General features: G+C 63.8%; 26 protein-coding genes. 12 read left to right on the top strand and 14 right to left on the bottom strand.

Annotation, left to right across the window (positions count from 1 at the left end; genetic code table 11):
* Positions 1–18: 18 nt before the first annotated feature.
* From D3242_RS12290 to D3242_RS12270, 5 genes are all read right to left on the bottom strand, one after another.
* The gene (locus D3242_RS12290) at positions 19–834 is read right to left on the bottom strand and encodes an ABC transporter permease (RefSeq protein WP_019862950.1); all 816 of its coding nucleotides are present in this window, start codon (positions 832–834) and stop codon (positions 19–21) included.
* Complete coding sequence (locus D3242_RS12285) at positions 824–1,774, bottom strand: ABC transporter permease (RefSeq protein ID WP_208645779.1); 951 nt, start codon at positions 1,772–1,774, stop codon at positions 824–826. The genes D3242_RS12290 and D3242_RS12285 overlap by 11 nt, the downstream gene beginning before the upstream one ends.
* 14 nt (positions 1,775–1,788) lie before the next feature.
* Positions 1,789–2,787 carry an ABC transporter ATP-binding protein gene (locus D3242_RS12280; protein ID WP_038651894.1) on the bottom strand — a complete coding sequence of 333 codons (999 nt, stop codon included), beginning with the start codon at positions 2,785–2,787 and terminating at the stop codon, positions 1,789–1,791.
* Positions 2,788–2,980: 193 nt separating this feature from the next.
* Positions 2,981–4,135, bottom strand: a complete 1,155-nt coding sequence (locus D3242_RS12275) for an ABC transporter substrate-binding protein (RefSeq protein WP_027047698.1) — start codon at positions 4,133–4,135, stop codon at positions 2,981–2,983.
* A 214-nt stretch (positions 4,136–4,349) separates the two neighbouring features.
* On the bottom strand, positions 4,350–5,195 hold the full coding sequence (locus D3242_RS12270) for a class I SAM-dependent methyltransferase (RefSeq protein WP_038651891.1): 846 nt from the start codon (positions 5,193–5,195) through the stop codon (positions 4,350–4,352).
* Here D3242_RS12270 and D3242_RS12265 point away from each other — a divergent pair.
* The gene (locus D3242_RS12265; RefSeq protein ID WP_342634140.1) at positions 5,187–5,753 is read left to right on the top strand and encodes a helix-turn-helix domain-containing protein; all 567 of its coding nucleotides are present in this window, start codon (positions 5,187–5,189) and stop codon (positions 5,751–5,753) included. The genes D3242_RS12270 and D3242_RS12265 overlap by 9 nt on opposite strands.
* A gap of 6 nt (positions 5,754–5,759) precedes the next feature.
* Here D3242_RS12265 and D3242_RS12260 read toward each other — a convergent pair whose 3' ends face one another.
* The 3 genes from D3242_RS12260 to D3242_RS12250 all read right to left on the bottom strand — a co-directional run bounded on the left by D3242_RS12260 (position 5,760) and on the right by D3242_RS12250 (position 8,184).
* Positions 5,760–6,665, bottom strand: coding sequence for a LysR family transcriptional regulator (locus D3242_RS12260; protein ID WP_019862944.1), 906 nt, complete (start codon positions 6,663–6,665; stop codon positions 5,760–5,762).
* 74 nt (positions 6,666–6,739) lie between these two features.
* Positions 6,740–7,357, bottom strand: coding sequence for a DedA family protein (locus D3242_RS12255; RefSeq protein ID WP_064984528.1), 618 nt, complete (start codon positions 7,355–7,357; stop codon positions 6,740–6,742).
* Complete coding sequence (locus D3242_RS12250) at positions 7,354–8,184, bottom strand: class I SAM-dependent methyltransferase (protein ID WP_245435298.1); 831 nt, start codon at positions 8,182–8,184, stop codon at positions 7,354–7,356. The genes D3242_RS12255 and D3242_RS12250 overlap by 4 nt, the downstream gene beginning before the upstream one ends.
* A gap of 60 nt (positions 8,185–8,244) precedes the next feature.
* On the opposite strand from D3242_RS12250, the gene D3242_RS12245 reads away from it, so the two are divergent.
* From D3242_RS12245 to D3242_RS12230, 4 genes are all read left to right on the top strand, one after another.
* On the top strand, positions 8,245–8,919 hold the full coding sequence (locus D3242_RS12245) for a response regulator transcription factor (protein ID WP_064984526.1): 675 nt from the start codon (positions 8,245–8,247) through the stop codon (positions 8,917–8,919).
* A gap of 10 nt (positions 8,920–8,929) precedes the next feature.
* Positions 8,930–10,291, top strand: coding sequence for a sensor histidine kinase (locus D3242_RS12240; protein WP_064984525.1), 1,362 nt, complete (start codon positions 8,930–8,932; stop codon positions 10,289–10,291).
* Between the two features lie 68 nt (positions 10,292–10,359).
* Positions 10,360–10,809 carry an RrF2 family transcriptional regulator gene (locus D3242_RS12235; protein WP_038651875.1) on the top strand — a complete coding sequence of 150 codons (450 nt, stop codon included), beginning with the start codon at positions 10,360–10,362 and terminating at the stop codon, positions 10,807–10,809.
* Positions 10,799–11,698 (top strand): NAD(P)/FAD-dependent oxidoreductase, encoded by a 900-nt coding sequence (locus tag D3242_RS12230; protein WP_038651872.1) that lies wholly within the window; start codon positions 10,799–10,801, stop codon positions 11,696–11,698. Before D3242_RS12235 ends, D3242_RS12230 begins: the two co-directional genes overlap by 11 nt.
* Here D3242_RS12230 and D3242_RS12225 read toward each other — a convergent pair.
* Entirely contained in the window at positions 11,695–12,471 is a 777-nt protein-coding gene (locus tag D3242_RS12225; RefSeq protein WP_019862936.1) for a DeoR/GlpR family DNA-binding transcription regulator, read from the bottom strand. The genes D3242_RS12230 and D3242_RS12225 overlap by 4 nt on opposite strands.
* Positions 12,472–12,893: 422 nt before the next feature.
* Between D3242_RS12225 and D3242_RS12220 the strand changes: the two genes are divergently transcribed.
* Entirely contained in the window at positions 12,894–13,781 is an 888-nt protein-coding gene (locus D3242_RS12220; RefSeq protein WP_019862935.1) for a phosphotransferase family protein, read from the top strand.
* Positions 13,778–16,231, top strand: a complete 2,454-nt coding sequence (locus tag D3242_RS12215) for a GcvT family protein (RefSeq protein WP_064984523.1) — start codon at positions 13,778–13,780, stop codon at positions 16,229–16,231. Before D3242_RS12220 ends, D3242_RS12215 begins: the two co-directional genes overlap by 4 nt.
* Here D3242_RS12215 and D3242_RS12210 read toward each other — a convergent pair.
* Positions 16,228–16,860: a class I SAM-dependent DNA methyltransferase gene (locus D3242_RS12210; RefSeq protein WP_038651863.1), complete on the bottom strand. Its 633-nt coding sequence runs from the start codon at positions 16,858–16,860 to the stop codon at positions 16,228–16,230. The two genes, D3242_RS12215 and D3242_RS12210, sit on opposite strands and share 4 nt — an antisense overlap.
* A 103-nt stretch (positions 16,861–16,963) precedes the next feature.
* On the opposite strand from D3242_RS12210, the gene D3242_RS12205 reads away from it, so the two are divergent.
* A complete protein-coding gene (locus D3242_RS12205) occupies positions 16,964–17,866 on the top strand; it encodes a phosphotransferase family protein (protein WP_019862932.1) in 903 nt (300 codons plus the stop codon).
* A 28-nt stretch (positions 17,867–17,894) separates the two neighbouring features.
* On the opposite strand, the gene D3242_RS12200 is transcribed toward D3242_RS12205, so the two are convergent.
* From D3242_RS12200 to D3242_RS12190, 3 genes are all read right to left on the bottom strand, one after another.
* Positions 17,895–18,368, bottom strand: coding sequence for a DUF805 domain-containing protein (locus D3242_RS12200; protein WP_051726957.1), 474 nt, complete (start codon positions 18,366–18,368; stop codon positions 17,895–17,897).
* 267 nt (positions 18,369–18,635) lie between these two features.
* Positions 18,636–19,559: a DMT family transporter gene (locus D3242_RS12195; protein WP_064984522.1), complete on the bottom strand. Its 924-nt coding sequence runs from the start codon at positions 19,557–19,559 to the stop codon at positions 18,636–18,638.
* 107 nt (positions 19,560–19,666) lie between these two features.
* Complete coding sequence (locus D3242_RS12190; RefSeq protein WP_064984520.1) at positions 19,667–20,947, bottom strand: amidohydrolase family protein; 1,281 nt, start codon at positions 20,945–20,947, stop codon at positions 19,667–19,669.
* Positions 20,948–21,099: 152 nt separating this feature from the next.
* Between D3242_RS12190 and D3242_RS12185 the strand changes: the two genes are divergently transcribed.
* Complete coding sequence (locus D3242_RS12185) at positions 21,100–22,854, top strand: ABC transporter ATP-binding protein (protein ID WP_064984518.1); 1,755 nt, start codon at positions 21,100–21,102, stop codon at positions 22,852–22,854.
* A 165-nt stretch (positions 22,855–23,019) separates the two neighbouring features.
* On the opposite strand, the gene ilvD is transcribed toward D3242_RS12185, so the two are convergent.
* Positions 23,020–24,864, bottom strand: a complete 1,845-nt coding sequence (gene ilvD, locus D3242_RS12180) for a dihydroxy-acid dehydratase (protein WP_027047695.1) — start codon at positions 24,862–24,864, stop codon at positions 23,020–23,022.
* A 196-nt stretch (positions 24,865–25,060) separates the two neighbouring features.
* Between ilvD and D3242_RS12175 the strand changes: the two genes are divergently transcribed.
* The 3 genes from D3242_RS12175 (at position 25,061) to D3242_RS12165 (ending at position 26,524) form a co-directional block, all read left to right on the top strand.
* Complete coding sequence (locus tag D3242_RS12175; RefSeq protein ID WP_019862926.1) at positions 25,061–25,405, top strand: ArsR/SmtB family transcription factor; 345 nt, start codon at positions 25,061–25,063, stop codon at positions 25,403–25,405.
* Positions 25,406–25,478: 73 nt separating this feature from the next.
* On the top strand, positions 25,479–26,006 hold the full coding sequence (locus D3242_RS12170) for an SRPBCC family protein (protein WP_051112854.1): 528 nt from the start codon (positions 25,479–25,481) through the stop codon (positions 26,004–26,006).
* Positions 26,007–26,053: 47 nt separating this feature from the next.
* A complete protein-coding gene (locus D3242_RS12165) occupies positions 26,054–26,524 on the top strand; it encodes a VOC family protein (protein ID WP_019862924.1) in 471 nt (156 codons plus the stop codon).
* Positions 26,525–26,666: the final 142 nt, after the last annotated feature.

Genomic DNA, 26,666 nt, shown 5'->3' with positions numbered 1-26,666 from the left:
CTCCCTTACGAACTGACGTTATTTGCCCGAACCGGCGATCTGGTCGCCGTCGCGGGTGAGGTAATAGGCAAACAGGATGGGCAGCAGCGTCACCAGCACGACGACCATGGCCACGACATTGGTGACCGGGCGCTGGCGCGGGCGGATCAGCTCCTCCAGCATCCAGATCGGCACGGTCTGCTGCTGGCCGGCGGTGAAGGTGGTGACGATGACCTCGTCGAAGGACAGCGCGAAGGCGAGCATGCCGCCGGCAAGCAGCGCGGTGGCGATGTTTGGCAGCACGACATGGCGGAAGGTCTGAAAACCGTCGGCGCCGAGATCCATAGACGCCTCGATCATCGAACCGGATGTGCGGCGGAAACGGGCGACCGCATTGTTGTAGACGACGACCACGCAGAAAGTGGCGTGGCCGAGCACGATCGTCCAGAACGAGAAAGGAATGTCGGCGAGCGAAAAGGCCGAGCGGAGCGCGATACCGGTGATGATGCCGGGCAGCGCGATCGGCAGGATGACCAGCAGCGAGATGGTCTCGCGGCCGAAGAATTTCGTCCGTGACACAGCGGCGGCGCACAGCGTGCCGAGCACCAGTGCGATCGCCGTCGAGATGGTGGCGACGCGCACCGACAGCGACAGCGCTTCCCAGACGTCAGGCCGGTTCCATGTGACGGCGAACCACTGCGTGGTCAGCCCCGGCGGCGGCCAGACGAAGCTCTTCTCCTCGGTGGTGAAGGCGTAGACGAAGATCAGCAGGATCGGCAAATGCAGGAAGAGCAGGCCGCAAGCGGCGGCGATCTTCAAGCCGAGCGGAGCCGATTGACCACGGTCAGAGCGCATCGAAAGCCCCCATGCGCTTGGCGCCCCAGAGGTAGAAACCCATGATGACGATGGGCACCACGGTGAAGGCGGCGGCGAGCGGGATGTTGCCGGCGGTGCCTTGCTGCGAATAGACGGCCTGGCCGATGAACAGGCGCGACGTGCCGATGATCTGTGGGATGATGTAATCGCCCAATGTCAGCGAGAAGGTGAAGATCGAGCCGGCGACAATGCCGGGCAGCGCCAACGGGAACAGCACGTTGCGGAAGGTCTGGCCGGGCGAAGCGCCGAGATCGGAGGAGGCTTCGACCAGATTGCCGGGCACGCGCTCGAGGGCCGCCTGTACCGGGAGGATCATGAAGGGCAGCCAGACATAGACGAAGACGATGAAGGTGCCGGTGAACGACACCGACAGCGAGTTGCCGCCGACGACCGGCAACGCCAGCCAGGCCTCGAGCAGCCACAGCACATGCAACTTGGCGAAGAGCCAGGTGAGGATGCCTTCCTTGGCCAGGATCAGCTTCCAGGCATAGATCTTGACCAGATAGCTCGACCACAGCGGCAGCATGACGCCGAGATAGAACAGCGCCTTCCAGCGGCCACGGGCATAGCGCGCGGCATAGTAGGCGATCGGAAAGGCGACGATGGCCGAGGCCACGGTGACGAGAGCCGCCATCGTCACCGTGCGCAGGATGATGTCGAGATTGGCGGCCTGCAACAGGTCGCCATAGGTCTTCAGCGTGAACTGGCGGTTGATGAGGCCGGAGAACTCGTCGATGGAGAAAAAGCTCTGTGCCAGCAGCGCGAAGAGCGAGCCGATATAGACGATGCCGAGCCACAGCACCGGCGGCAAAAGCATGAGCAGCAGAAGCAGTTGCGGCCGGCGCCAGAACAGGTCCGACAGCGCGCCGCGCATGCCGCCGCTGCCTGGCAGGATGGCAGGAGCCGTGGCGCGCGGCATGGTGGCGTCGACGCTCATGCCGGCTCATCCATCAGATGCAGGTGCTCGCGGTTGAAGGTGAGCACCACCGCTTCGCCCTCGGCAGGCAGCGCCGTGCCGGCTGGCACCACGGCGTGCAGCTTCAACCCATCGGCATCGAGCGCCAGCCTGGTGGTGGCGCCGAGATAGTTGGTCGAGATCAGGCGGGCGGCGACGCCTTCGCCGCTTGCAGCGCGGCTGACGCGAATGGATTCGGGGCGGAGGCTGCCCCAGCGGTGCTGGCCGGAATAACGCTGGACGAAATCCGGCGGCAGCACGTTGGAGGAGCCTACGAAATCGGCGACGAAGCGGGTTCTCGGCCGCTGATAAATATCCTCCGGCGTGCCGATCTGCATGATCCTGCCGTCGTTGAAGACGGCGACGCGGTCGGCCATCGACAGCGCCTCACCCTGGTCATGGGTGACGAAGACGAAGGTGATGCCGAGCGCCTTCTGCAGCGATTTCAGTTCCTCCTGCATGTTCTCGCGCAGCTTGAGGTCAAGCGCGCCGAGCGGCTCGTCGAGCAACAGCACCTTGGGCTGGTTGACCAGAGCGCGGGCGAGCGCGACGCGCTGGCGCTGGCCGCCGGAAAGCTGGCCGGGGCGGCGGGCGCCGTAGCCTGGCAGCCGCACCAGCGACAGGGCCTCCTCGGCCGCCTTGTGCCGCTCGGCCTTGCCCACGCCCTTGACCATCAGCCCATAGGCGACGTTATCAAGCACATTGAGATGCGGGAACAGCGCGTAGTCCTGGAAGACGGTGTTGACGTTGCGGCGATAGGGCGGCACGCCCTCGGCGCGCTCGCCGAAGATCGAGATCGAGCCCGAAGTCGGCTGCTCGAAGCCGGCGATGAGGCGAAGGCATGTCGTCTTGCCGGACCCGGAAGGCCCGAGCATGGCGAAGAACTCGCCCGGCGCGATGTCGAGATCGACCGCGTCGACGGCGCGAACGCTGCCGAAATGGCGCGAGACTTTCTGGAAGGAGACGGCTGATGTCATGGGCTGTCCTGATCTGTCAGGCTCATCAAATTCAGGCGGCGGTGCTGCCCCTCATCCGCCTACCGGCACCTTCTCCCCGTATAGTGACGGGGAGAAGGGACTTGGCGGAAACGCTGGCGCGACACCCCTCTCCCGTTCTTCACGGGGAGAGGGAAAGGGTGAGGGGCAGCGCTATGCTCTCAGCGACGCGGAATCACCGTCCGCCGATGACGCCGATATAGTCCGACACCCAGCGGTAGTAAGGCACGCACTTGTCGTTCTGGGTGACGCATTTCGAGACCGGCGTCTTCCAGAACTTGATCTTGTCGAAATTGTCGTAGCCGTTGGTCTTGCAGCCTTCGTCGGTCAGGAGTTCGTTGCCCTTGCAGGCGGCGGGAACGACAGGGAGCGATCCGAACCAGGCCGAGACATCGCCCTGCACCTTCGGCGACAGCGAATGTTCGAGCCACATATAGGCGCAGTTTGGATGCGCCGCGTCGGCTTCCATCATGGTGGTGTCAGCCCAGCCGGTGACGCCTTCTTCCGGCACGGTCGAGGCAACCGGCTTCTTGGCGGCGACCAGCGTATTGACCTGATACGGCCATGACCCGGAGGCGACGACGCCTTCATTCTGGAAATCGTCGACCTGGATGGCGGCGTCATGCCAGTAGCGGCCGACCAGCGTGCGCTGGACGCGCAGCAGTTCGAGCGCTGCCTTGTACTGGTCCTCGTTGAGTTCGTAGGGATCCTTGATGCCGAGTTCCGGCTTATGGAACATCAGATAGTTGGCGGCATCGGCGATGTGGATCGGCCCGTCATAGGCCTGGACGCGGCCCTTGTTAGACTTGCCGTCCGGCAGCTTCATCTCCTCGAAGACGACGTTCCAGCTCTTCGGCGCTTCCTTGAACACCTCGGTGTTGTACATCAGGATGTTCGGCCCCCACTGGTAAGGAACGCCGTAATGCACCTTGTCGACGGTGAACCAGGGGGCGTCCTTCAGCCGGTCGTCAACCGTCTTCCAGCTCGGGATGAGATCGGTGTTGATCGGCTGTACGCGCTTGCCGGCGACGAGGCGCAACGAGGCATCGCCCGAAGCCGTGACGAGGTCGAAGCCACCCTCGTTCATCAGCGAGACCATCTCGTCGGAGGTGTTGGCGGTCTTGACGTTGACCTTGCAGCCGCTCTCCTTTTCGAAGGCGGTGACCCAGTCATAGCCCTTGTCGGTCTCGCCGCGCTCGATATAGCCCGGCCAGGCAACGATGTTGACCTGGCCCTCGCCCTTGCCGAGTTCCTTGACCTGGGCGATGGCCTGACCGGAGAAGGTCAGCGCGACCGTCAGCGCCGTGCACGACTTCAGGAATGAATTCATCATCGATCTCCCATTTTGGCGCATGGCCCCGAAACCGCTCCGGTTTTCGCCAGATCACGCGCGGACTGAAAAACATATCAGTTCGTCCTGTGGACTTGATGCCGCTCTGCTGGCGGCTTTGGTCCCTGAAACCGAACGTGCTTGGAAAATTCCGGTTTCGCAAATTCATTTATCAGAACGACGATATCGGTTTTTCCGATAGACAGCCACCGCCTCAAGCATGCGCGGTCACCAGCCAGCAAGCGGCGTTAAAGCGAGCCTCACCGTCCTTAACGAAAGGCGCGAACGCAGCCGGTAACACCGTGGTGATTTTTTCGGCCGTTGCCCGGTCAACCTCGCGCAGCGCGGCGCCGAGCGGCCCTAGCCGGGTGGCATACGCCATCAGATCGCGTTGGGCGATCCGACACGGGACGTCCGCCTGTTCGACTTCGATCGAAGCCCAGCCGCTCGCTTCCAGGATCCGCTTCACCTTGGCGCCGTCGGCAAAGGCAAACTGACCCGGCGCATCGGGGTCTGGCGCCGGTGCAGGCGGCAGGAAAGGCGCAGCCGCTCGCACGGCGGTCGTCATGAAATCATTCTCGAGCGGACTGCGCCAGGCAACAAAGGCGAGTTTGCCACGGCGCCTCACGGCCTTTCTTATGTTGGTGAACGCGGCCATGGGATCATCGAAGAACATGACACCGAAGCGGGAGATTACAGCGTCGAAATGCCCGGATTCGAACGCATATGTCTGGGCATCGCCCACTTCAAAACTTGCGTTTGCTACCCCTCCCAGCTTCGTGCGCTCCGTCGCCAGGGCGACAAGCGGCTGCGAGATGTCTAGCCCCACACAATTTCCGTCGTTGCCCACGCGGCGCGCCATCGCCAGAGTCGTGGCGCCGGCACCGCAGCCGATGTCCAGGACATTGCTCCCTTCCCTGGGATAGCCGGCATCGACCACCAGCCGCTCGAACGGCGCCAGTATCTCGTCGAGGATCGGCTGCATCTCGACCCAGGCCTTTCCGCTGACATCGTTCCAGAGCGCGGCTTGGCGTGTGTTTGGCGGCGCGGATTGCGGCATAACGGACCTCGCTTTCATGTTGCTCTAACCGATCGTCGCGAGCACTCTACGAGTTCAAGCCGACTTGAGGTCAAGCATGAAAGACGTGGACATTGCCGAGGTGTCGCGCCTCACCGGCGTGCCCGCCTCACACTTCGCTACTACGAGGAGAAGGGCCTCGTCGCCTCGATCGGCCGTCGCGGCCAACGCCGCCTGTTCGACCCTGCCGTCCTGGACCGGCTCGCCTTGATCGCGCTCGGACGCGCCGGTGGATTCACACTGGACGAGATTTCCTCGATGCTGACGCCCGACGGCCTGCCGAAAATGGATCGAGGGCGCCTCGATGCCAAGGCGAACGAACTGGACCAAATCATCCAGCGCCTGAGGGCGATCCGAGAGGCTTTGCGTCACGCCGCTAAATGTCCGGCCGCCCGGCCGATGGAGTGCCCGACTTTCCGCCGCGCCGTCAGGCTTGCGGGCGCCGGCCGCTTCGAGGTTGCTCCGCTCGCGCCGTTCAGGGCGGAGGCGGTTTCCGTCACAAGGCGCAAGCGCGAGACTGGCGACGTTCGCCTGGAGTAGGCCATGCTAGCGGCGGACCGTGCGCTGCGACTGGGCAAGTCCGATGAAATCGCGCGCCGCCTGCGGCAGGCTGGAGCCCCGCCGCCAGACCATGCCGACCTGCACCACCGGCAAGGAGCCGGAAATATCGCGTGATTCGATGCGGTCGCCTTCGAGCGACCATGGCCGGTAGACAAGGTCGGGCAGCAGCGCCACGCCGGCACCGGTGGCGACCAGGCTGCGCACCGCTTCCACCGAACGGGTGCGGAAGGCGACATGCGGCTTGGCGCCGATCGCCGCCAGCAGCTTTCCCGTGTTTTCCTCGATCTCGTCGACGGTGAGCATGATCAGCGTCTCGCCGGCTATGTCGCCAATGCCGATGATGTCGGCGCCGGCGAGCGGGTGGCCGAGCGGCAGCCACAGCCGATAGGCCGAGACTTCGAGGATTTCCGACTGCAGCGCCGTGCGGTCGCGCAAGTTGGACGTCACCATCACGGCGATATCCAGCTTCCCGCCGATCAAGAGATGTTCGAGGTAGTCGCCATTGTCCTCGATGGCCGAGACCTCGACGCCCGGATAGGCGCGGCGGTAGCGGGCAAGCAGATCCGACAGCACATAGCCGGCGACCAGCGAGGTGACGCCAAGCTGCAGCCGCCCTCCCGCCACCGCCTGTTCGCCGGAAAAAGAGCGGCGGGCGTCGGACACGTCAGCAAGGATCTTGGTCGCGTGGCGCAGGAACTGGTGGCCCTTATGGGTGATGTTGAGGCCGCGCGGATGGCGCTCGAACAATTCGACGCCGAGATCGCTTTCGAGCTCCTTGATCGCTTCGGTGACGGACGATTGCGAGATGGAGAGGTTTTGTGCGGCGCCCGACACCGTGCCTTGTTCGGCGACGGCGATGAAGAACTGCAGCTGGCGGATGGTGAAGGCCATGGCCGGACTAAACACCGGCGGCCGGGCGAAGGAAAGCCGATGGCGGAACTTATCCCATGACCGGAGACTGGTGCTCAGCCGAGCGCCAGCCTGATGCGCCGCCGCCATGCGGGGCCATAGCGCAATGCAAGCATGAAGACCGTCTCCAGCGCCACGACAATGACGATGATGCGCAAGCCCACCGTGAAGGAATCCTGGCCGCTGCCGCGCAAGAGGTAGCCGGTCAGGAGGAAGCCAGCATTCCAGATTGTGGCGCCCAGCAGCGTCGCCATCGCGAAGGGCAGCGCCGGCAGACAAAGCGCGCCCGCCGCGATCGGCAGATAGTTGCGCACCGTCGGGATGAACTGCGCCAGCAGGGACACCCGGACATGATTGCGGCGATAGGCCTGGCCGAGCTTGCGGTAGGTTGCCGGGCGCAGGAAGACATATCTGCCGACCCGTTCGATCAGCCGGTCGGCACGGTCGAATCCGATCCGGCGGCCAACCCCATACCAGACAAGGCAGCCGGCGAAGGAGGCAACCGTCGTCTCCGCCAGCAGGATCGCCAGCATCGAACTGTCCGGCGCCGCCGTCATGCCGAGGAACAGCAGCAGCACATGCGAGGGCGGGACCGGGAGGATCTTCTCGGTGAAGGCGAGGCAGAAGACGCCGAACAGGCCGAAGCCGAGAATGGCCGACAACGGACCCGTCATGCGAAGCGCCAGTCATAGGTCCCGAGCGTCTTGATCCTGGCGACGCGGTAGACCGTCGCCGGCGGGAAATTGCGAAAGGTATGGCCGACCCGCGCGACTTCGAGATCTAGCCGGTCGAGCAGCGACTGATCGAACGGGCAGCGCCGGCCGAGCGTGAACTGGTAGAGCGCCCCGCCCGGGCGAAGGTTTGCGAAAACACCTTCGAGAATAGCAGGCGTCTTGTTCGGCGAAATCAGGCGGAAGGGCAGGCCGCTGATGGCGGCACCTGCCACCGGCCTAGGAAATAGCGACAGATGGCGCAGGCCGACGGCATCCATCTCGAAAATCCGGGCGGCGGGAAAGCGACGCATGAGAAGTGCCGCAAAATCCGGATCGGACTCGATCAGCGTCAGATCCTCTTCCCGCACCCCGCGTGACAGCAGCGCCCGTGTGAACGGGCCGGTTCCCGGGCCAAGTTCCAACACGGGGCCGGTCTCGGGACCGATATCGCTTGTCATCAAGGCCGCCAGGCTGGAACTGGACGGTGTGACGGAGCCGATCCTGAACGGCGCCACGGTCCACGCCATGAGAAAAGACAGGGCATCATGTGCAGGCATAAGCAACCTCAATCCCGGACAAAAGTACGCCAACCAATTTGGCGCGGCGGCTTGATTTCGTTTCGGCGTCGGACCCGAACCTGTTGCATCGTCGAGCCCGACGCCTTGACGCCGGCATGGGCGGTTCCTGCCGACCGGCGCTGTTTGCCGTGGCTGGATTGCATAGACATTGCGCAATAGCTTGGACGCAAAGAAAGAACTTGCCGGCCGCCGGCCATTCGGCTTTGCCATGTCCACGCAATGTTGGCGCGGTAGCGCCCGATGCGGTGTGCACGTTGCCGGGGAGTGTGGATGCGTATCTTGCTGGTCGAAGACGAGCCCGAAATGGTCTCGGCACTGCGTGCCGCGCTGAAGCGCCACGACATGGTGGTCGATCACGCCGGCACGTTGCTTGAGGCGGAAGGCTTCGTTGCCGTCGACAGCTACGACGCCATCCTGCTCGACCGCCAGTTGCCGGACGGCGACGGGCTGTCGCTGGTGCCGAGATTGCGCTCGGCGGCGAACACCACGCCCGTGCTGGTGCTGACGGCCAAGGGCGACACGTCCGACAAGGTCGATGGGCTGGACATGGGCGCGGACGACTATCTGGCAAAGCCGTTCGCCTTCGAGGAATTGCTGGCCCGCTTGCGCGCATTGCTCAGGCGGCCGGCGCCGCTGCAGTCGCAATTCATCCGCGCCGGCCATCTGGTGCTCGATGTCGGACATCGCGAGGCTGCGATCCGCGGCGAGCCGCTCAGCCTGCCGCGCCGCGAACTGCTGGTCTTGGAGGCGCTGATGCGGCGCACCGGGCGCATGGTGCAGCGCGAGGCGCTGATGGAAGCGGTGTTCGGGCTCGACGACGAGATCCAGTCCAATGCACTCGACACCCATGTCTCACGCCTGCGCCGCAAGCTCGCCGACGCCGATGCCGGGGTGACGATCAACGGCATTCGCGGCGTCGGCTATCTCCTGCGCGAAACGACGTGACCCTCAAGCGATGAGTATCAAGCGGCCGCGTTCGCTCAAATGGAGCCTGGTGCTGCGCATCGCCTTGCTGCAATGCGCGATGCTGACGCTGATCATCGTCGGTATTCTCGGCGCGTTGCTCGCCACCGGCCTCATTCCGCACGACTATGAGGACGGCACGATGGACGTGCTGGCGGATGCCGTGGCGCGCGATGCGGGCGGCAAGCTTGTGCTGCGCGAGACTTCGGACCTGGCGAAACTGCGATCCGATGTTCCCGACCTTTGGTTCATCATCCGCGACAAGCAGGGGCAGCGGTTGCAGGAAGGCACGGTGCCGGCCATTTTCCAGCCTTTCGCCGGGCTGCTGGACACGATCAGCGACGCGCGTATCGACCATTCCATCGGCGAGAGCGCGCCACCGGATGCAAAGATCCGCTGGACCGAAACGGCCGCGGGCAACCTCCAGATATTCACCGGCACCAAGGGCGGGCTTTCGCTGCTGCGCCTGCTCGGACAGGCGCCGCAATTCTTCCTGCAAGGCATATTGCCGCTCGCCGGCCTCATGGCGCTGGCCACGCTGTTCGCGACGCCGTGGGTGGTGCGCGGCGCGCTATCGGGCCTTGGCCATGCCGCCGCCGAGGCCGAACGCATCGACATCGACCAGCGCGGCGTACAGCTGCCGCTGGAGGATGTGCCAAAGGAAGTCACGCCGCTGGTCAAGGCGGTGAACGCCGCCCTTGCACGCCTGGACAAGGGCTACGAGCGCCACAAGCGCTTCCTGACCGACGCCGCCCATGAACTCCGAACGCCGGTCGCCATCCTCAACACGCGCCTGGCCTCGCTGCCGGCGACACCGGAGCGAGCCCGGCTGCTGCAGGACGCAGCGCGGCTTTCGACGCTGACCGACCAGTTGCTCGACCTGCAACGCCTCGACCGGCAGACATCACCGTTCGATAAAGTCGATCTCGTGGCGATCGCGCGCGGCGTCATCGTCGACCTCGCGCCGATGGCGTTTTCGGCCGGATACGAGATGTCGTTCGAGCCGGAACCGGAAGCGGTTTTCGCCACCGGCGACCGCACCGCGATCGAGCGCGCCGTGACCAACATCGTCCAGAACGCCATCGAGCACGGCGGGCGCGCCGGCAAGATCACCGTCAGTGTCACAGCTCCGGCCGTCATCGAGGTGCGGGACGAAGGCGACGGCGTACCGCCAGCCGAGCGCGAACGCATTTTCGAGCCCTTCTACCGGCTGCGCCCGCAGGATCACGGCGCCGGGCTCGGGCTCAACCTGGTGCAGGAAATCATGCAGTTGCATGGCGGGCGCATCGAGATTCTCGACGGCAAGCCGAGCGGCGCCCGCTTCCGGATGAGTTTTCGCGCCTTGCCGGCATAGCACTGCCCTAAACGACAAAATTGCGTTGGCGTGTTTGACATCTTTGAAATCGTAACTAAATAAGTTACATGAAACGCAACAGCCGACTGTCCTCCACCTTGCACATTCTCGTCCACATGGCCGAGAAGCCAGAGCACGCGCTTACCTCCGAGCAGCTTGCCACCTTCATCCACACCAATCCGGTGGTGGTGCGTCGCACCATCGCCGGCTTGCGAGACGCCGGCATCGTCACCTCGTCGCGCGGGCATGGTGGCGGCTGGCTGCTCGGGCGCGCGCCCGAAAACATCTCGCTGGCCGAGATCAGCACCGCGCTTGGCGAGACGCTGCTGCCGTTCAGCACCGCGCCGGAAAGCCCGGGCTGCCTTGTCGAACAAGCGGTGATCGCCGTGCTCGACGATTTTCGCGTTGCGGCCGAAAAGCTGCTGGCGGAGAAGCTAAGCCGCATCACGCTGGCCGACCTGACCGCCGATTTCCGCCGCCGTTATGACCTCATCGGAGTCTCCAGCCATGCAGTATGATCTCGCCGTCATCGGCGGCAGCTTTGCCGGCCTGTCCGCCGCCACCCAGGCGGCGCGGGCGCGGCGCAACGTGCTGGTGATCGACGCCGGCCAGCCGCGCAACCGTTTCGCCGCGCATTCGCATGGCTTTCTCGGCCAGGACGGGCGCACGCCAGGCGCCATCCTCGACGATGCAAGGCGGCAATTGCTGGCCTATCCCACAGCCAGACTTGTCGATGCCCGTGCGGACAGAGCCGTCGCCAACAGCAGCAGCGATTTCGAGATCACCACCGATGACGGCGAGACATTCGGCGCGGCGCGGCTGGTGCTGGCCACCGGCGTGCGCGACATCCTGCCGGAGGTTCACGGGCTTGCCGAGCAATGGGGCAAGACCGTGTTGCACTGCCCCTATTGCCACGGCTACGAGGTCTCCGGCGGGCAGCTTGGCGTGCTCGCGACCGGCCCGATGTCCATGCATCAGGCGCAGCTGATCGCCGATTGGGGCGACGTCACGCTGTTCGGAAACGGCCAGATCGAGCCTGACGCCGAGCAGATGCTCGCTTTGGATGGCAAGAAAGTCAGGTTCGAACCCGCGACCGTCAGCGAACTCAGGGAAGACAGCTCCGGCGGTTTGATCGTCCACCTCGACGGCGGCCGGACGGCCGGCGTCAGGGCGATGTTCACCGCGCCGCGCAACACGATGACGAGCCCGCTGGCCGAGCAACTCGGCTGCGGCCTCAAGGACGGCCTGCTCGGCCCGATGATATCTGTCGATGACCGGCAGCAGACGACAATTCCCGGCGTCTATGCCGCCGGAGACGCAGCACGCGCGATGCACAACATCGCCTTCGCTGTATCGGGCGGGACTTTTGCCGGCGTATGCGCCCACCAGTCGCTGGTGTTCGGCTAAAATCCGGCTTCGCCGCCGGCGATGCTGAGCCGCGCGCCGGCCTGCGCCAGCGCCGCGGCTATGTCGTGCGGCGGCGAACGGTCGGTGGCGAGTTCGGAAAAGCCGTCGAAGCCACAGACCTGGACCAGGCCCTGGCGGCCGAACTTGGTGTGGTCGGTGATGACGAGCGAACGCTGGCCACGCGACAGCACCATGCGGGCGAATTCGGCCTCTTCCAGATCGTAGTCCATGACCCCAGTCACCGCATCGACGGCGCCGGTGGAGATGATGGCATGGCTGACGGAGAAGCGGCTGACGAACTCGATGGCCGAAGTGCCGAACGCGGCACCTGAATCGCTGCGCAATTCGCCGCCGGCCATGTAGACCTTGTTGCCGTTGATGGTGGCTAGCGTGCGGGCGATATCGGAAGAGTTGGTGACGACCGTCAGGCGCCGGTGGCCGAGCAGTTCCCGGGCCAGGAATGAGGTCGTGGTGCCGGTGTCCAGCATGACCGATTCCCCGTCGCGGATGGTGGCGGCGACCATGCGGGCAATGATGCGCTTGGCATCGGCATTCTCGCGCATGCGCCGTTCGAACGGCGCCTCGCCGACCATGGATGGCAGGCCGATGGCGCCATGCATCTTCAGAACCGACCCGTCGCTGGTGAGTGGCTTGACGTCGCGACGCACGGTTTCCAATGAAACACCCAGCCGATCGGCCAGGCTGGCGATGGTGACGGTTCCTTCTTCCTGCAGCAGACGCAGGATCTCGCCATGGCGTTTTGAATGGATCATTGGGTTTCCCAAGCTTCGCCTTTTGACCGGTTTTAAGGTAATTCAAGCACTTTTAAAGATATCGCCCCTTGGTTTCGGGCAAAACACCCAAAAAAAGTCACATCTCTTTATTGACAACCGGGCAACCCTGGCGTGAAATCCAGGGCAGCAGAGGTTCGGAGCTGCAACGGGAGGGCGATGGCAGAGCCGCAACTCACTGGCCAGGCGGTCTTGAACGCGTCTGGCGCAAGGAATTTTCAGATCCGCGGGGGCGGATGCCGGGATCAGAATCCTGGCCAAGGGGCTCGTCGGTGCGGTGCGGGATACCGATCCTGGCGTCCCGCACCGACGAGATTATTTGCGTTTCTCCCCGCTCTCGTCGCGCTGTCCATGGCGCCTTGTCGAAGCCCAGCAAACCAGGCCAGCAAACCAGGGATAATCCCGTGATTGCCGAAGATCGCATCCGCGCCCTGCCGTGCTGGACCGGCGCCATCGAGATCGCCCCCCTGCCCGGCGGCCTGAGCAATGCCAATTATGTGGTCAGTGACGCTGCCGGCAAACATGTCGTGCGCTTCGGCCAGGACTACCCCTTCCACCATGTCTTCCGCGAGCGCGAGGTGATGACCGCGCGGGCTGCCCATGCCGCCGGCTTCGCACCTGCCGTGCACTATTCCGAACCCGGTATCCTGGTGACGCAGTTTCTCGGCGCCAGGACCTTCCTCGCCGAAGACGTGCGCGCCAATCTCGGCCGTGTGGCGGCTCTGCTGCGATCCTTCCATCGCGAGATGCCGAACCATGTCTCCGGCGCCGGCTTCATGTTCTGGGTGTTCCACGTCATCCGCGACTATGCGCGCACGCTCGAGGAAGGCAACAGCCGCAAGCGCAGCGACTTGCCGCGCCTGCTGACGCTGGCCGACGAGTTGGAGCGGGCGCAGAAGCTGCTGCCGATCGTCTTCGGCCATAACGATCTTTTGCCGGCCAACATTCTCGACGACGGCAACAGGCTGTGGCTGATCGATTTCGAATATGCCGGCTTCAACACGGCAATGTTCGACCTTGCCGGCGTCGCCTCGAATGCCGGCATGAGCGACGAGGAATCCTTCGCCTTCCTGACCGCCTATTTCATGAAGGAACCGGACGCGGCGATCCGCCGCTCGCACGCTGCCATGCAATGCGCCTCGCTGCTGCGCGAGGCGATGTGGAGCATGGTGTCGGAACTCTATCTGGACGCGCCCGGCATCGACTACGTCGCCTACACCGAGGAAAATCTGGTGCGACTCGACGCGGCGCTGGAAAACTACCGGACAAAATACGGGATCCTGAAATCATGACCTTGCCCAGCCAGGCCGCCATCGTCGTCATCGGCGGCGGCATTATCGGCTGCTCGACAGCCTATCATCTGGCGCGCGACCATAAGGCCGACGTCGTTCTGCTCGAACAAGGCAAGCTGACCTCGGGCTCGACCTGGCACGCCGCCGGCCTGGTCGGGCAATTGCGCTCGTCCGCCTCGATCACCCGGGTGCTCAAATACTCGGTCGACCTCTATAAGGGGCTGGAGGCCGAAACCGGCCTTGCCACCGGCTGGAAAATGACCGGCTGCCTGCGGCTCGCCACCAATGCCGACCGCTGGACCGAGTACAAAAGGCTGGCGACGACGGCGAAGAGTTTCGGCATGGACATGCATCTTTTGTCCCCGGCCGAGGTCAAGGCGATGTGGCCGCTGATGGAAACCGGCGATCTGGTCGGTGCTTCCTGGCTGCCGACCGACGGCCAGGCCAGCCCCTCCGACATCACGCAGTCACTGGCCAAGGGCGCGCGGATGCATGGCGCGAAGCTTTATGAGAATGTCCGCGTCATTGGCTTCGAGATGAAGGGCGGCTGCATCACGGCGGTGAAGACCGATCAAGGCGACATCGCCTGCGACAAGGTGGTGAACTGCGGGGGACAATGGGCGCGGCAGGTTGGCGCCATGGCCGGCATCAACGTGCCGCTGCAGCCGGTGAAGCACCAATACATCATCACCGAGAAGATCGATGGACTGGCGACGGACGCGCCGACGCTGCGCGACCCCGACCGGCGTACCTATTTCAAGGAGGAGGTCGGCGGACTGGTGATGGGCGGCTATGAGCCGAACCCGCAGGCATGGGCGACCGATCTCCCAGGAGGCGACGTGCCCAATGACTGGGAGTTCCGGCTGTTCGACGACGACTACGACCATTTCGAGCAGCATATGACACAGGCGATCGCGCGTGTGCCGGCGCTGGAAACCGTCGGCGTCAAGCAGATGATCAACGGGCCGGAAAGCTTCACGCCGGACGGCAATTTCATCCTCGGCACGGCGCCCGAATGCGCCAACATGTTCGTCGGCGCCGGCTTCAACGCCTTCGGCATCGCCTCTGGCGGCGGCGCCGGCTGGGTGCTGGCACAATGGGTGGTCGACGGCGAGGCGCCGCTCGACCTGTGGGTGGTCGACATCCGGCGCTTTTCCAACCTGCATCGCGACCGCCAATGGGTGCGCGAGCGCACGCTGGAAGCCTATGGCAAGCATTACACGATCGGCTTCCCGCATGAGGAATATGCCAGCGGACGGCCGCGCATCGTCTCGCCGCTTTACGGCAGGCTGAAGCAGCAGCGCGCCGTGTTCGGCTCGAAGCTCGGCTGGGAGCGGCCGAACTGGTTCGCGCCGCAAGGCGTCGAGCCGCGCGACCTCTATTCCATGGGCCGGCAGAACTGGTTTTCGGCGGTCGGCGACGAGCACAGGCATGTGCGCGAGAAGGTCGGCATCTTCGACCAGTCGTCCTTCGCCAAGTACGAATTGAGCGGACCCGACGCGGCCAAGGCGCTCGACTGGATCTGTGCCAACGACGTCAGCAAGCCGGTCGGGAGGCTGACCTACACGCAGCTTCTCAACACGCGCGGCGGCATCGAGGCCGACCTGACCGTGGCGCGGCTGGCCGAGGAGAAATTCTACATCGTCACAGGCACCGGCTTCCGCACGCATGATGCCTCGTGGATCAGCGACCATATCGGTGAGGGTCACGATGCGGAGTTGACCGATGTCACCGAGGATTTCGGCACGCTGTCGCTGATGGGTCCGCAGGCGCGCGACGTGCTCGCCGCGGTGACCGATGCCGATGTGTCGAATGCTTCGTTCCCGTTCGGCCATGTGCGCGAGATCGCCATCGCCGGCCACACGATTCGGGCGCTGCGTGTCACCTATGTCGGCGAACTCGGCTGGGAACTGCATGTGCCGATCGCCGCGACAGGCGAAGTCTTCGACGCGCTGATGGCGGCCGGCAAGACGCACGGCATCCGCCCGGTCGGCTACCGGGCGCTGGAATCGCTGCGGTTGGAAAAGGGCTACCGCGCCTGGGGATCCGACATCACACCCAACGACACGCCGCAGGAAGCCGGGCTCGGCTGGGCGGTCAAACTCAGGAAGAACACCGATTTCGTCGGACGACGCGCACTGGAGAAGGTTGTCGGCGCGCCGTTGAAGAAGCGCTTTGCCGGCTTCACGGTCGACAATCCGGAGATCGTGCTGCTCGGCCGGGAGACCATCCTGCGCAATGGCGAGCCGGTCGGCTATCTGACCAGCGGCGGCTATGGCTACACGCTGGGCAAGAACATCGGCTACGGCTATGTGCGCAACGGCGACGGGGTGAGCGACGATTTCCTCGCCGCGGGCGACTACGAGCTGGTTGTCGCAATGGAGCGGACGCCCGCCAGAATCCATCTCGAGCCGATGTTCGACCCGACAGCGGGGAGGGTAAAAGCCTAGTTCACCCGCAAGGCGAGGCCGCGGCTGGGCACGGTGTCGGCTTCGCCCGGCATCGAGACGTAAGGGCGCGTTTCCTCGGCACGGGTGACGACGCCTTGTGCTTCGAGTTCGGCGATGCGTGCGGCAAAACCCTGATCCCACAGCGTGTTCTTGACCGTCAGCACGATGATTCCGCCGGGGCGGCAGATACGGATCAGCTCATCCAGCCCTTCGACGCCGACATGGCCTGAAGTGAAGACACCGGCCGAGACGATCCCGGCATAAGCATCGTCGGCAAAGGGCAGCGTGCCGCCGAGCGCGAGGCAATGCAGCGCGGAATAGACACCCTTGCGGGCGGCCTGGTCCAGCATGCCTTGCGAGATGTCCAGCGCCTCGACTTCAGGATAGCCTGATATATCGAGCCATTCGCCGATGAGCCCGGTGCCCGCGCCTGCATCGAGCAACGGCGTCGCGCCGCGCGGCAGATGGCGGGTCAGCAGAGCCAGACAGATCGTCGGATGACGATAACCGGCGGCCGACATGTCGGCGTCATAGGTCTGCGACCAGCGGTCATAGAGTGCGGCCACCTCCTCCGGGCGTTTGGCTGCGTAGGCCGCGCTGAGCGCGTCCAAATGTTTACCGTCCGTCATCGCTGCTGTGTCGCCTGATCGAGTTGCCTTTGATCGGATGATAGCCAAACGACGAAAATTGTGGAACCGTTGCAGAGAGAAATAACGGCGTGGGGGCGCGGGCATGGTGACAGACGAAGCGCGGGCAAAGCTGGCCGCCATTCCCATGCTTGCCGACTATACCGGGCCGCTGGAGCGACTTGGCGGCCTCACCAATCTCGTCTTCAGGGCCGGCGATCTCTGCCTGCGCATTCCAGGCAAAGGTACTGAGGAATACATTAACCGCGCCAACGAAGCGGTGGCCGCGCGCGAGGCGGCTAAAGCCGGCGTCAGCCCGCAAGTGCTGCATGCCGACGCCGATACCGGCGTGATGGTGACGCGCTTCATCGCGGGCGCGCAGACCATGTCGCCGGAGAAATTCAGGGAGAGGGCGGGCAGCCCCGCCCGGGCCGGCGAAGCCTTCCGCAAGCTGCACGCGTCCGGTGCGGTGTTCCCCTTCCGCTTCGAACTGTTTTCGATGATCGACGACTATCTCAAGGTGCTGTCGACCAAGGACGTCACCCTGCCTGCCGGCTATCACGACGTGGTGCGCGAGGCCGGCAGCGTGCGCTCGGCGCTTGCCGCCCATCCGCTCCCCCTCGTCGCTTGCCACTGCGATCCGCTGTGCGAGAACTTCCTCGATACGGGCGAGCGGATGTGGATCGTCGACTGGGAATATTCGGGGATGAACGACCCGCTCTGGGATCTCGGCGACCTCAGCGTGGAAGGCAAGTTCGATGCGGACCAGGACGAAGAGCTGATGCGCGCCTATTTCGGCGGCGAGGCGCGGCCGGCGGAGCGCGGCCGCGTCGTCATCTACAAGGCCATGTGCGATCTGCTCTGGACGCTGTGGGGGCTGATCCAGCTTGCCAACGAAAATCCCGTCGACGATTTCCGGGCCTATGCCGACGGCCGCTTCGCCCGCTGCAAGGCGTTGATGGAGACGCCGGAGTTTTCACGGCACCTGGCGGCTGTGCGTACGGGTTAAATCAATTCCATGCGGCAGGGGCTCCAGCCTACCTGAAAACCCTCTCTATTTCAGTCAAAGTCACCGTGTCGTCAGACCTTTTGCAATACCAAATGATCAGCGCGATGGGACCGATGGGGAACAATCCAGCAAGGAGTTGATGCCAACCGCTTCTGTTGATGTCATGCAGCCGGCGAGCGGTCATGGCAAGCGTCGGCAGAAGGATGGCAAGATTCCAGATCGATGAGATGATTTCATTCTTCACGATGGCATCGACTATGACAAGAACGATACCGACAATGAAAATGAAGAGGTAGGAATACCAGAACTCCGAGCGGCTGGCCCTGCCGGAAAAATTCACATAATTTCGAAAGAAGCTTGAAACTGCTTCACCGAAATTCATCGAAGGCGGCATTTCTCCGAATCGGTTCGCACCGGCTGGCGCTGCTCTTAGAACAAACACCAGCGGCAAGCCGATCAGGATCAAAACGATCAGCCAATGCCATATGGAAAAACTTCCCATCATCACCCCCTCTGTCGCAGTTTTCTTGAGATGTTGATCCAGCCTCTCCCAGGCAAGAATCAATCCCGTATTGCGCCCGAAAGGCAACGTACACGGCAAAGTATCGATGTAAATATCGGATTTTCTGACCGGAAACTCTAACAATTCCGGATGATAGCCTTCGGCCGCTAGATGCGGAGCTTTGAAAAGGCTGCGTGTGACGTGCCGTATGCTTTGCTTGGCTGCAATCGCGGACGGAAAGCCTTCTCACACTTTCCTGGAACCGCTTTAATTCACGCCCTTCGGCACGTTCTCGGGCGGCACCGTGGTGTCGACCACCTTCTGGCGGTGGAAAATGAACAGGCCGGCCAGAACGATGATGCCCGAGCCGATCAGGATGCGCGGACTGGGAACGTCGCCGAAGAACACCAGCCCGAACACCACGGCCCACAGGAGCAGCGTGTAGTGCAGCGGCGCCAGTGTCGAGGCCGGGGCCAGCTTGAGCGCCCGCGTGATCATCAGATGGGCACTGCAGGAAACGATGCCGAGCAGCAGCATGGCGCCGAAATCGAGCGCCGACGGCGTTTGCCAGGCGCCGATGGTCAGCACGCCGCCGACCAGCAGCGTGCCGATCGTCTGCCATGTCACCAGATTGGTGTCGCTGGTGCCGCGCAGGCGCCGGTTGAGGATGATGGCGAAGGCAAAGGCGATGCTGCCGGCGAGCGCGAAGCTCGACGACAGCGAGAACGCCGCAGAGGACGGCTTCAGCATGATCACCACGCCGCAGAAGCCGAGCAGGATCGCCACCCAGCGGCGCCAGCCGACCTTTTCGCCGAGCAACAGGTGCGAGAGCGCCGCGACATAGATCGGTCCCGCCATGTAGAAACTCATGACGTCGGCAAGCGGCAGATAGACGACCGCGGCATAGAAAAGTGCGGTGTCGAGCGTGGTCATGACGACACGCAAGATCTGCAGTTCAGGGCGTTCCATGCGAAACAGCTTGGCCGCACCCTGATGCGCAATCATCGGCCCGAGAACGAAGAAGGCGCCTATGGAGCGGATCAGCACCACCTGGCCGACGGAAAAGCTGGCGACCAGCCACTTGCCCATCGCATCGTTCAGCGCAAACAGGAAGTCGCCGGCCAGCATCAGCAGAATGCCGGCCAGAAGCACGTTCCTGATCGTGGAATTCTGCGCAACGGGTTGCGTCATGCCGATCCCGATTCCTCCCTCGCCTAAGTCGCGTCGTAGACGGAAGCGGCGGCTTTGACGAGAAGAATCCGGGAAATCGCGAGACCAGGACCGGGAATCGGCTGGGCCTACGTGGCTTTGTGCCTGCGGTTGACCAGCGCCGGCCGGCCCGGGATGGAAAGCCTTGTATCCTGCCGCGTCCGTTCCGCCACCACCTTGCCCCTGGCGATGACGCAGATGCGCTCGGCGCGCAGGCGCAGGGCCTCGATCGGATTGCCGGCGTCGAGGATGACAAGGCTGGCGCGCTTGCCGACGGCGAGGCCGAGGTGGTCGAGACCCATGATGGCGGCGTTGACGTTGGTGACCATGTCGAAGCAGCGCGCCATGTCGGCCGGGCTCGACATCTGCGCGACGTGCAGGCCCATGAAGGCGACGTCGAGCATGTCGGCGGTGCCCAGCGAATACCAGGGATCGAGCACGCAATCCTGACCCCAGCCGACACGGATGCCGATCGCCTGCATCTCCTTGACCCGGGTCAGGCCGCGGCGCTTCGGGAATGTATCGTGGCGGCCCTGAAGCATGATGTTGATCAGCGGATTGGGGATAGCCGAAACGCCGGCCTCGGCGATCAGCGGCAGCAGCTTCGAGACATAGTAATTGTCCATCGAATGCATCGAGGTGAGGTGCGAGCCGGCCACCTTGCCCTGCAGGCCAAGGCGCTGCGTTTCATAGGCCAGTTGCTCGATGTGGCGCGACAGCGGGTCGTCGGTCTCGTCGCAATGCAGGTCGACCATCAGGCCACGTTTGGCCGCGATCTCGCACAGTTCTGTCACCGAGCGCGTGCCGTCGGCCATGGTACGCTCGAAATGCGGAATGCCGCCGACGATATCGACGCCCATGTCCAGCGCACGGATGGTGTTTTCACGCGCCTTCGGCGAGCGGTAGAAACCGTCCTGCGGAAAGGCCACGAGCTGGAGGTCGATATAGGGCGCGATCGTTTTCTTGACGTCGAGCAGGGCCTCGACCGCCAGCAGCCTGTCGTCGCAGACGTCGACATGGGTGCGGATGGCCAGCAGGCCCATCGACACCGCCCAGTCGCAATAGGCGAGCGCCCGGTCGCGCACCGCCTCATGCGTCAAAAGCGGCTTCAGCTCACCCCATAGCGCAATGCCTTCCAGCAGCGTGCCCGAGGCGTTGATGCGCGGAATGCCATAGGACAGCGTGGCATCCATGTGGAAATGCGGATCGACAAAGGGGGGCGAGACCAGATTCCCGCTGGCATCGACCTCGATCCGGGCGGAACCCTGCAATTCGGGCTCGATCGCCGCGATCGTCTCGTCGCTAATGCCGATATCGGCAATCCTGCCATCCGGCAGCGTGCCACCACGAACGATAAGGTCGAAATCCATCTGTCGTCATCTCGCCTGAAGAATCACTTTGCCATGGTGTCCCAAAAGACCGCATGACGCAGCGGTTTCTTTCCAGAAGCCTCCAATGGTTCCATCCGGGGACAACTCCCTCTATAAGCCGCCTTCGTCATTCCGCCACCAAGGATCGGCCTTTGTTTCGTTTCTTCCGCTCGACGGAAAACCAGCGCCTCGTCGCAAGGCTGGTCAGGGAATCGTTCCGGGAGCATATGTTCGGATATGGCGCGGCCATTCTTTCGATGCTGGTGGTGGCCGGCATGACCGCCGCCAGCGCCTGGATCCTGCGCGAAATCACCAATGAATTCGTGATCGACAAGCGGGTCGACCGCGTCAACATGATTGCGGCGGCGGTCGCCGGGATCTTCATCCTCAAGGGCCTCGCCAATTTCGTCCAGGCCTATTTCATGAGCCGCGTCGGCAATGCCATCATCGCCGACCGGCAGCGCAAGATCTACGACCGCATCCTGGCGCAAGGCATCGAATTCTACCATTCGACCTCGTCATCCGATCTGATCACCCGCATGACCAACAATGCCCAGGCGGCACGCAACGTGCTCGACCTGATCGTCACCTCCTATGTGCGCGATCTGGTGACCCTGCTTGCCTTGATTGGTGTCATGGTCTGGCAGCAGCCGGTGCTGTCGCTGATCTGCTTCGTCGCCGGGCCTGTGGCCATCTATGGCGTCAACCGCATCCTGAAGCGTGTGCGCAAGTTCGCTGCCATGGAGTTCCGCTCGGTTGGCCAGATCATTCAGGTGATGCAGGAAACCGCTATCGGCGTGCGCGTAGTCAAATCCTTCAACCTCGAAAGCTTGATGCGCAAGCGCATGTACAAGGCGGTGGCAGACGTCGAGGATCGGGCCAACAACATTGCCGCGCTGGAAGCGGTGACCAGCCCGGTGATGGAGACGCTGGCCGGGCTGGCGATCGCCGGCGCCGTCATGGTCAGCGGCTTGCTGGTTCTGCAGGGCGGCCAGATGCCTGGCAACATCATGGCGTTCATCGCGGCGCTGCTGCTCGCCTATGAACCGGCAAAGCGCCTGGCGCGCGTGCGCATCTCACTGGAAAGCGGCATTGTCGGCGTGCGCATGATGTTCCAGCTCGCCGACGAGCCGCTGTCACTGGCCGAGAAGCCCGATGCAAAGCCGCTTCGGACTGGACCGGGCGAGATCCGGTTCGATGCCGTCAGCTTCGCCTATCAGAACGGTCCGCCGGTGCTCGACCGGTTCGACCTGACCCTTGAAGCGGGCAAGATGACGGCGCTGGTCGGGCCTTCCGGCGGCGGCAAGTCGACGATCCTGAACCTGATCATGCGCATGTATGACCCGAACAGCGGCAAGGTCTTGCTCGACGGCCAGGACATTTCCCATGCCACGCTCGCTTCACTGCGGGAAAAGATCGCCTATGTCAGCCAGGACACGTTCCTGTTTGCCGGCACCATCATGCACAACATCCGGCTTGGGCGGCAGGACGCGACCGATGATGAGGTGATCGCCGCGGCCAAGGCCGCCAACGCGCATGACTTCATCATGGCGCAGGCGAAGGGCTTCGAGACCGATGTCGGCGAGAATGGCGGCCTCTTGTCGGGCGGCCAGCGCCAACGCATCTCGATCGCGCGCGCCATGCTGCGCAATGCCGAAATACTGCTGCTGGACGAGGCGACCAGCGCGCTCGACGCCGAATCCGAAGCGCTGTTCCGCGACGCGCTGCAGCAGCTGACCCAAGGCCGCACGACGATCGTCATCGCGCACCGCCTGTCGACCGTGCACCAGGCCGACACGATCGTCGTGCTGGAGGGCGGCAAGGTGGTGGAGAGCGGGCCGCATCGTGCTCTGCTCACGCAGGGCGGGCTTTACCAGAAGCTTTATGAATATCAGCTGATGCCATAGTGCCGCCTCTTCCTTCCCCCCTTGTGGGGGAAGGTGGATCGGCGCGCAGCGCCGAGACGGATGAGGGGTGTTCCAGCGGAGTGAGGCGTTAGCGTTCCCTGGAACACCCCTCATCCGTCGCCTTCGGCGACACCTTCTCCCACAAGGGGAGAAGGAAGAACCGCGCTACTCCGGCACGTGCCGCACCGCGCCCTTGTCGGCGCTGGTGGCGAAGGCGGCGTAGGCGCGCAATGCGGTCGTCACCTTGCGCTTGCGCTTTTCCTCGGGCTTCCAGGCCAGGGCGCCCTTGGCTTCCATCGCCGCCCGGCGGCTGTCGAGTTCGGCGTCGCTGACGGCGAGGCGGATGGTGCGGTTGGGGATGTCGATCTCGATCGTGTCGCCCTCCTGCACCAGTCCGATCGTGCCGCCTTCGGCGGCTTCCGGCGACGCATGGCCGATCGACAGGCCCGACGTGCCGCCGGAGAAGCGGCCGTCGGTGACCAGCGCGCAGGCCTTGCCGAGGCCCTTCGACTTCAGATAGCTGGTCGGGTAGAGCATCTCCTGCATGCCGGGGCCGCCACGCGGGCCTTCATAGCGGATGACGACGACGTCGCCGGCCTTGATCTCGTTGGAGAGGATTGCCTTGACCGAAGCGTCCTGGCTTTCGAACACCCGGGCCGGGCCGGTGAACTTCAGGATCGACTCATCGACGCCGGCCGTCTTCACGATGCAGCCGTCGAGCGCCAGATTGCCTTTCAGCACCGCAAGGCCGCCATCCCTAGAGAACGGCGTTTCCGCCGAACGGATGACACCCTTTTCACGATCGAGATCGAGATCGTCCCAGCGGCGGTCCTGACTGAAGGCGACCTGTGTCGGCACGCCGCCGGGCGCGGCAAGGAAGAAGTCGCGGACATTCTGGCTGGAGGTGCGGGAAATATCCCAATGGTCGAGCGCCTCGCCGAGGCTTGATGTGTGCACGGTCGGCAGGTCGCGGTTGATCAGCCCGGCATTATCGAGCTGGCCGAGGATGGCCATGATGCCGCCGGCGCGATGAACGTCTTCCATGTGGACGTCGGACTTGGCCGGCGCCACCTTGCAGAGCACCGGAACCCGCCGCGACAGCCGGTCGATGTCCTCCATCGTGAAATCGACCTCGCCCTCATGGGCGGCCGCCAAAATGTGCAGCACGGTGTTGGTCGAGCCGCCCATGGCGATGTCGAGCGTCATGGCGTTTTCGAAGGCGCCCTTCGACGCGATGCTGCGCGGCAGTGCCGTCTCGTCATCCTGCTCGTAATAGCGCTGGGCGAGATCGACGACGAGATGGCCAGCCTCGACGAACAGCCGCTTGCGGTCGGCATGCGTGGCCAATGTCGAGCCGTTGCCCGGCAGCGACAGTCCAAGCGCCTCGGTCAGGCAGTTCATGGAATTGGCGGTGAACATGCCCGAGCAGGAGCCGCAAGTCGGACAGGCCGAGCGCTCGATGACCTTGACGTCCTCGTCGGAGATCTTGTCGTCGGCGGCCGCGACCATGGCGTCGACCAGGTCGAGCGCCTGCGTCTTGCCGGCCAGCACCACCTTGCCGGCTTCCATCGGCCCGCCGGAGACGAAGACGGTCGGAATATTGAGGCGCAGCGACGCCATCAGCATGCCGGGGGTGATCTTGTCGCAATTGGAGATGCAGACCATGGCGTCGGCGCAGTGCGCATTGACCATGTATTCGACGGAATCGGCGATCAGCTCGCGCGACGGCAGAGAATAGAGCATGCCGTCATGGCCCATGGCGATGCCGTCATCGACCGCGATGGTGTTGAATTCCTTGGCAACGCCGCCGGCCTTCTCGATCTCGCGCGCCACCAGTTGGCCGAGGTCCTTCAAATGCACATGGCCCGGCACGAACTGGGTGAAGGAATTGACCACGGCGATAATCGGCTTGCCGAAATCGGAATCCTTCATGCCGGTGGCGCGCCAAAGGCCGCGTGCGCCGGCCATGTTGCGGCCATGGGTGGTGGTGCGGGAGCGATAGGCAGGCATGTTTTTTCCTTGGTGGCTGGCCTCGGCCCGGGAATGGCGCGGCGGAGCTGAATTCGGATCGCTGGCTTTATAGACGCGCAAGTATGGTCTGGCCACATTTTTGCAATGCGCCACGAAATCCGAATGGGCGGTTGACGAGCGGAGCTCGCCTGTATATATCCAATCGGGTATATACCCTTTTGGCTATGGACATCCGATGGACCAGCTGGACGCCACTTTTGCCGCACTCGCCGATCCGACGCGCCGCGCCATTCTTGCCCGGCTCATCCAGGGCGAAGCATCCGTGATGGAACTCGCCGAGCCCTTCGCGATGAGCCAGCCCTCGATTTCCAAGCATCTAAAGGTGCTGGAAAACGCCGGGCTGATTTCACGCGGCCGCGACGCGCAGCGCCGGCCGTGCCGGTTGGAAGCAAAACCGTTGGCAGAGGCCAATGACTGGCTGGAGCGGTATCGCAAGATCTGGGAAGGCAACTTCCAGCGCCTCGACGCGTTGCTCGGCGCGATGAAGGCCGAGAAAGCCCCCGACAGTACCGACCAATAGCCAGAAAGAATCGCGGCCTGTGTCGGGTCACCGGCCTGCCGCACGTCCTTTGGCAAATAGGAGGAGGACCATCATGAGCACCACAACCTTGCCGGGTTCGACCGTCGCCACGCTGACGGTGACAACGCCTAGCGACCGCGAGGTCCAGATCACCCGCATCTTCGACGCGTCGCGGCCGATGGTCTTCGACTGCTGGACGGTACCCGAGTTGCTGAAGGGCTGGCTGCACGGCCCCGATGGCTGGAGGCTGGCGATCTGTGAAATCGACCTCAGGGTTGGCGGCGCCACGCGCTACGTCTGGCAGCACCGCGATGGCCGCAGCATGGGCATGAGCGGCGCCTATCGCGAAATCGTGCGGCCAGCCAGGATCGTCGCCACCGAACTGTTCGACGAGGACTGGACGGGTGGCGAAACCATAGGGACCGTGGTCTTCACCGAACAGGCCGGAAAAACGCTGCTGACGCAGACGGTGCTTTACGCCTCGCAAGCGGCCCGCGACGGCGCGCTCGGCACCGGCATGACTCGCGGCATGGGCGAGAGCTATGCCCAGCTCGACGCCTACCTTGCTTCCCTGCAGGACGCTGCCAAGGGCGCCGCCTGACGCTTCCTTCACCCCAAGCACCCCGAAGAGAAAACGAGGAGAAACGCATGCAGAAGATCACCACCTTCCTGTGGTTCGACGGACAGGCCGAGGAGGCGATGAACCATTACATGTCCATCTTCAAGAATTCGAAGGAGCTGAGCGTGACGCGTTGGCCCAAGGGCCACGCTGATGAGGGCAAGGTGCTGGTGGCCTCGTTCGAACTCGACGGTGTCCCGTTCCTGGCGCTCAATGGCGGACCACAATACAAGTTCACCGAGGCGATCTCACTGTCGATCGACTGCAAGACGCAGGAAGAAGTCGATCATTTCTGGACCAGGCTCACGGAGGGTGGCGGCGAACCAGGACCCTGTGGCTGGCTGAAGGACAAATTCGGCGTTTCCTGGCAGGTCGTGCCGGAGCAGCTGCCGCGCCTGCTCGGGGATGCGGACCGCGCCAAGGCCGGCCGGGCGATGAATGCGATGATGCAGATGGGCAAGATCGACATCGCCAAGCTCGAAGAGGCGGCGAAGGGGTGAGAAGCGCGCGATCTTTCCTTCTCCCCCTGAGGGAGAAGGTGGATCGGCGCGCAGCGCCGAGACGGATGAGGGGTGTTCCAGCGGAGTGAGACGTTGGCGTTCCCTGGAACACCCCTCATCCGTTCGCCTTCGGCGATACCTT

Origin of the sequence: Mesorhizobium jarvisii (assembly GCF_003601985.1) — a bacterium.
Classification (GTDB): Bacteria; Pseudomonadota; Alphaproteobacteria; order Rhizobiales; family Rhizobiaceae; genus Mesorhizobium; species Mesorhizobium jarvisii.
The sequence above is the reverse complement of the archived record's forward strand: the minus strand, read 5'-3'. Positions and strand labels throughout refer to the sequence as shown.

Coding starts and splice junctions, on each gene's coding strand:
- D3242_RS12215 (WP_064984523.1), top strand. CDS start 13,778: ATGACCTTGCCCAGCCAGGCCGCCATCGTCGTCATCGGCGGCGGCATT.
- D3242_RS12250 (WP_245435298.1), bottom strand. CDS start 8,184: ATGGCAAAGCCGAATGGCCGGCGGCCGGCAAGTTCTTTCTTTGCGTCC.
- D3242_RS12255 (WP_064984528.1), bottom strand. CDS start 7,357: ATGACGGGTCCGTTGTCGGCCATTCTCGGCTTCGGCCTGTTCGGCGTC.
- D3242_RS12280 (WP_038651894.1), bottom strand. CDS start 2,787: ATGACATCAGCCGTCTCCTTCCAGAAAGTCTCGCGCCATTTCGGCAGC.
- D3242_RS12275 (WP_027047698.1), bottom strand. CDS start 4,135: ATGAATTCATTCCTGAAGTCGTGCACGGCGCTGACGGTCGCGCTGACC.
- D3242_RS12165 (WP_019862924.1), top strand. CDS start 26,054: ATGCAGAAGATCACCACCTTCCTGTGGTTCGACGGACAGGCCGAGGAG.
- D3242_RS12195 (WP_064984522.1), bottom strand. CDS start 19,559: ATGACGCAACCCGTTGCGCAGAATTCCACGATCAGGAACGTGCTTCTG.
- D3242_RS12245 (WP_064984526.1), top strand. CDS start 8,245: ATGCGTATCTTGCTGGTCGAAGACGAGCCCGAAATGGTCTCGGCACTG.
- D3242_RS12285 (WP_208645779.1), bottom strand. CDS start 1,774: ATGCCGCGCGCCACGGCTCCTGCCATCCTGCCAGGCAGCGGCGGCATG.
- D3242_RS12170 (WP_051112854.1), top strand. CDS start 25,479: ATGAGCACCACAACCTTGCCGGGTTCGACCGTCGCCACGCTGACGGTG.
- D3242_RS12270 (WP_038651891.1), bottom strand. CDS start 5,195: ATGCCGCAATCCGCGCCGCCAAACACACGCCAAGCCGCGCTCTGGAAC.
- D3242_RS12235 (WP_038651875.1), top strand. CDS start 10,360: ATGAAACGCAACAGCCGACTGTCCTCCACCTTGCACATTCTCGTCCAC.
- ilvD (WP_027047695.1), bottom strand. CDS start 24,864: ATGCCTGCCTATCGCTCCCGCACCACCACCCATGGCCGCAACATGGCC.
- D3242_RS12200 (WP_051726957.1), bottom strand. CDS start 18,368: ATGGGAAGTTTTTCCATATGGCATTGGCTGATCGTTTTGATCCTGATC.
- D3242_RS12205 (WP_019862932.1), top strand. CDS start 16,964: ATGGTGACAGACGAAGCGCGGGCAAAGCTGGCCGCCATTCCCATGCTT.
- D3242_RS12240 (WP_064984525.1), top strand. CDS start 8,930: ATGAGTATCAAGCGGCCGCGTTCGCTCAAATGGAGCCTGGTGCTGCGC.
- D3242_RS12260 (WP_019862944.1), bottom strand. CDS start 6,665: ATGGCCTTCACCATCCGCCAGCTGCAGTTCTTCATCGCCGTCGCCGAA.
- D3242_RS12210 (WP_038651863.1), bottom strand. CDS start 16,860: ATGACGGACGGTAAACATTTGGACGCGCTCAGCGCGGCCTACGCAGCC.
- D3242_RS12175 (WP_019862926.1), top strand. CDS start 25,061: ATGGACCAGCTGGACGCCACTTTTGCCGCACTCGCCGATCCGACGCGC.
- D3242_RS12290 (WP_019862950.1), bottom strand. CDS start 834: ATGCGCTCTGACCGTGGTCAATCGGCTCCGCTCGGCTTGAAGATCGCC.
- D3242_RS12230 (WP_038651872.1), top strand. CDS start 10,799: ATGCAGTATGATCTCGCCGTCATCGGCGGCAGCTTTGCCGGCCTGTCC.
- D3242_RS12225 (WP_019862936.1), bottom strand. CDS start 12,471: ATGATCCATTCAAAACGCCATGGCGAGATCCTGCGTCTGCTGCAGGAA.
- D3242_RS12190 (WP_064984520.1), bottom strand. CDS start 20,947: ATGGATTTCGACCTTATCGTTCGTGGTGGCACGCTGCCGGATGGCAGG.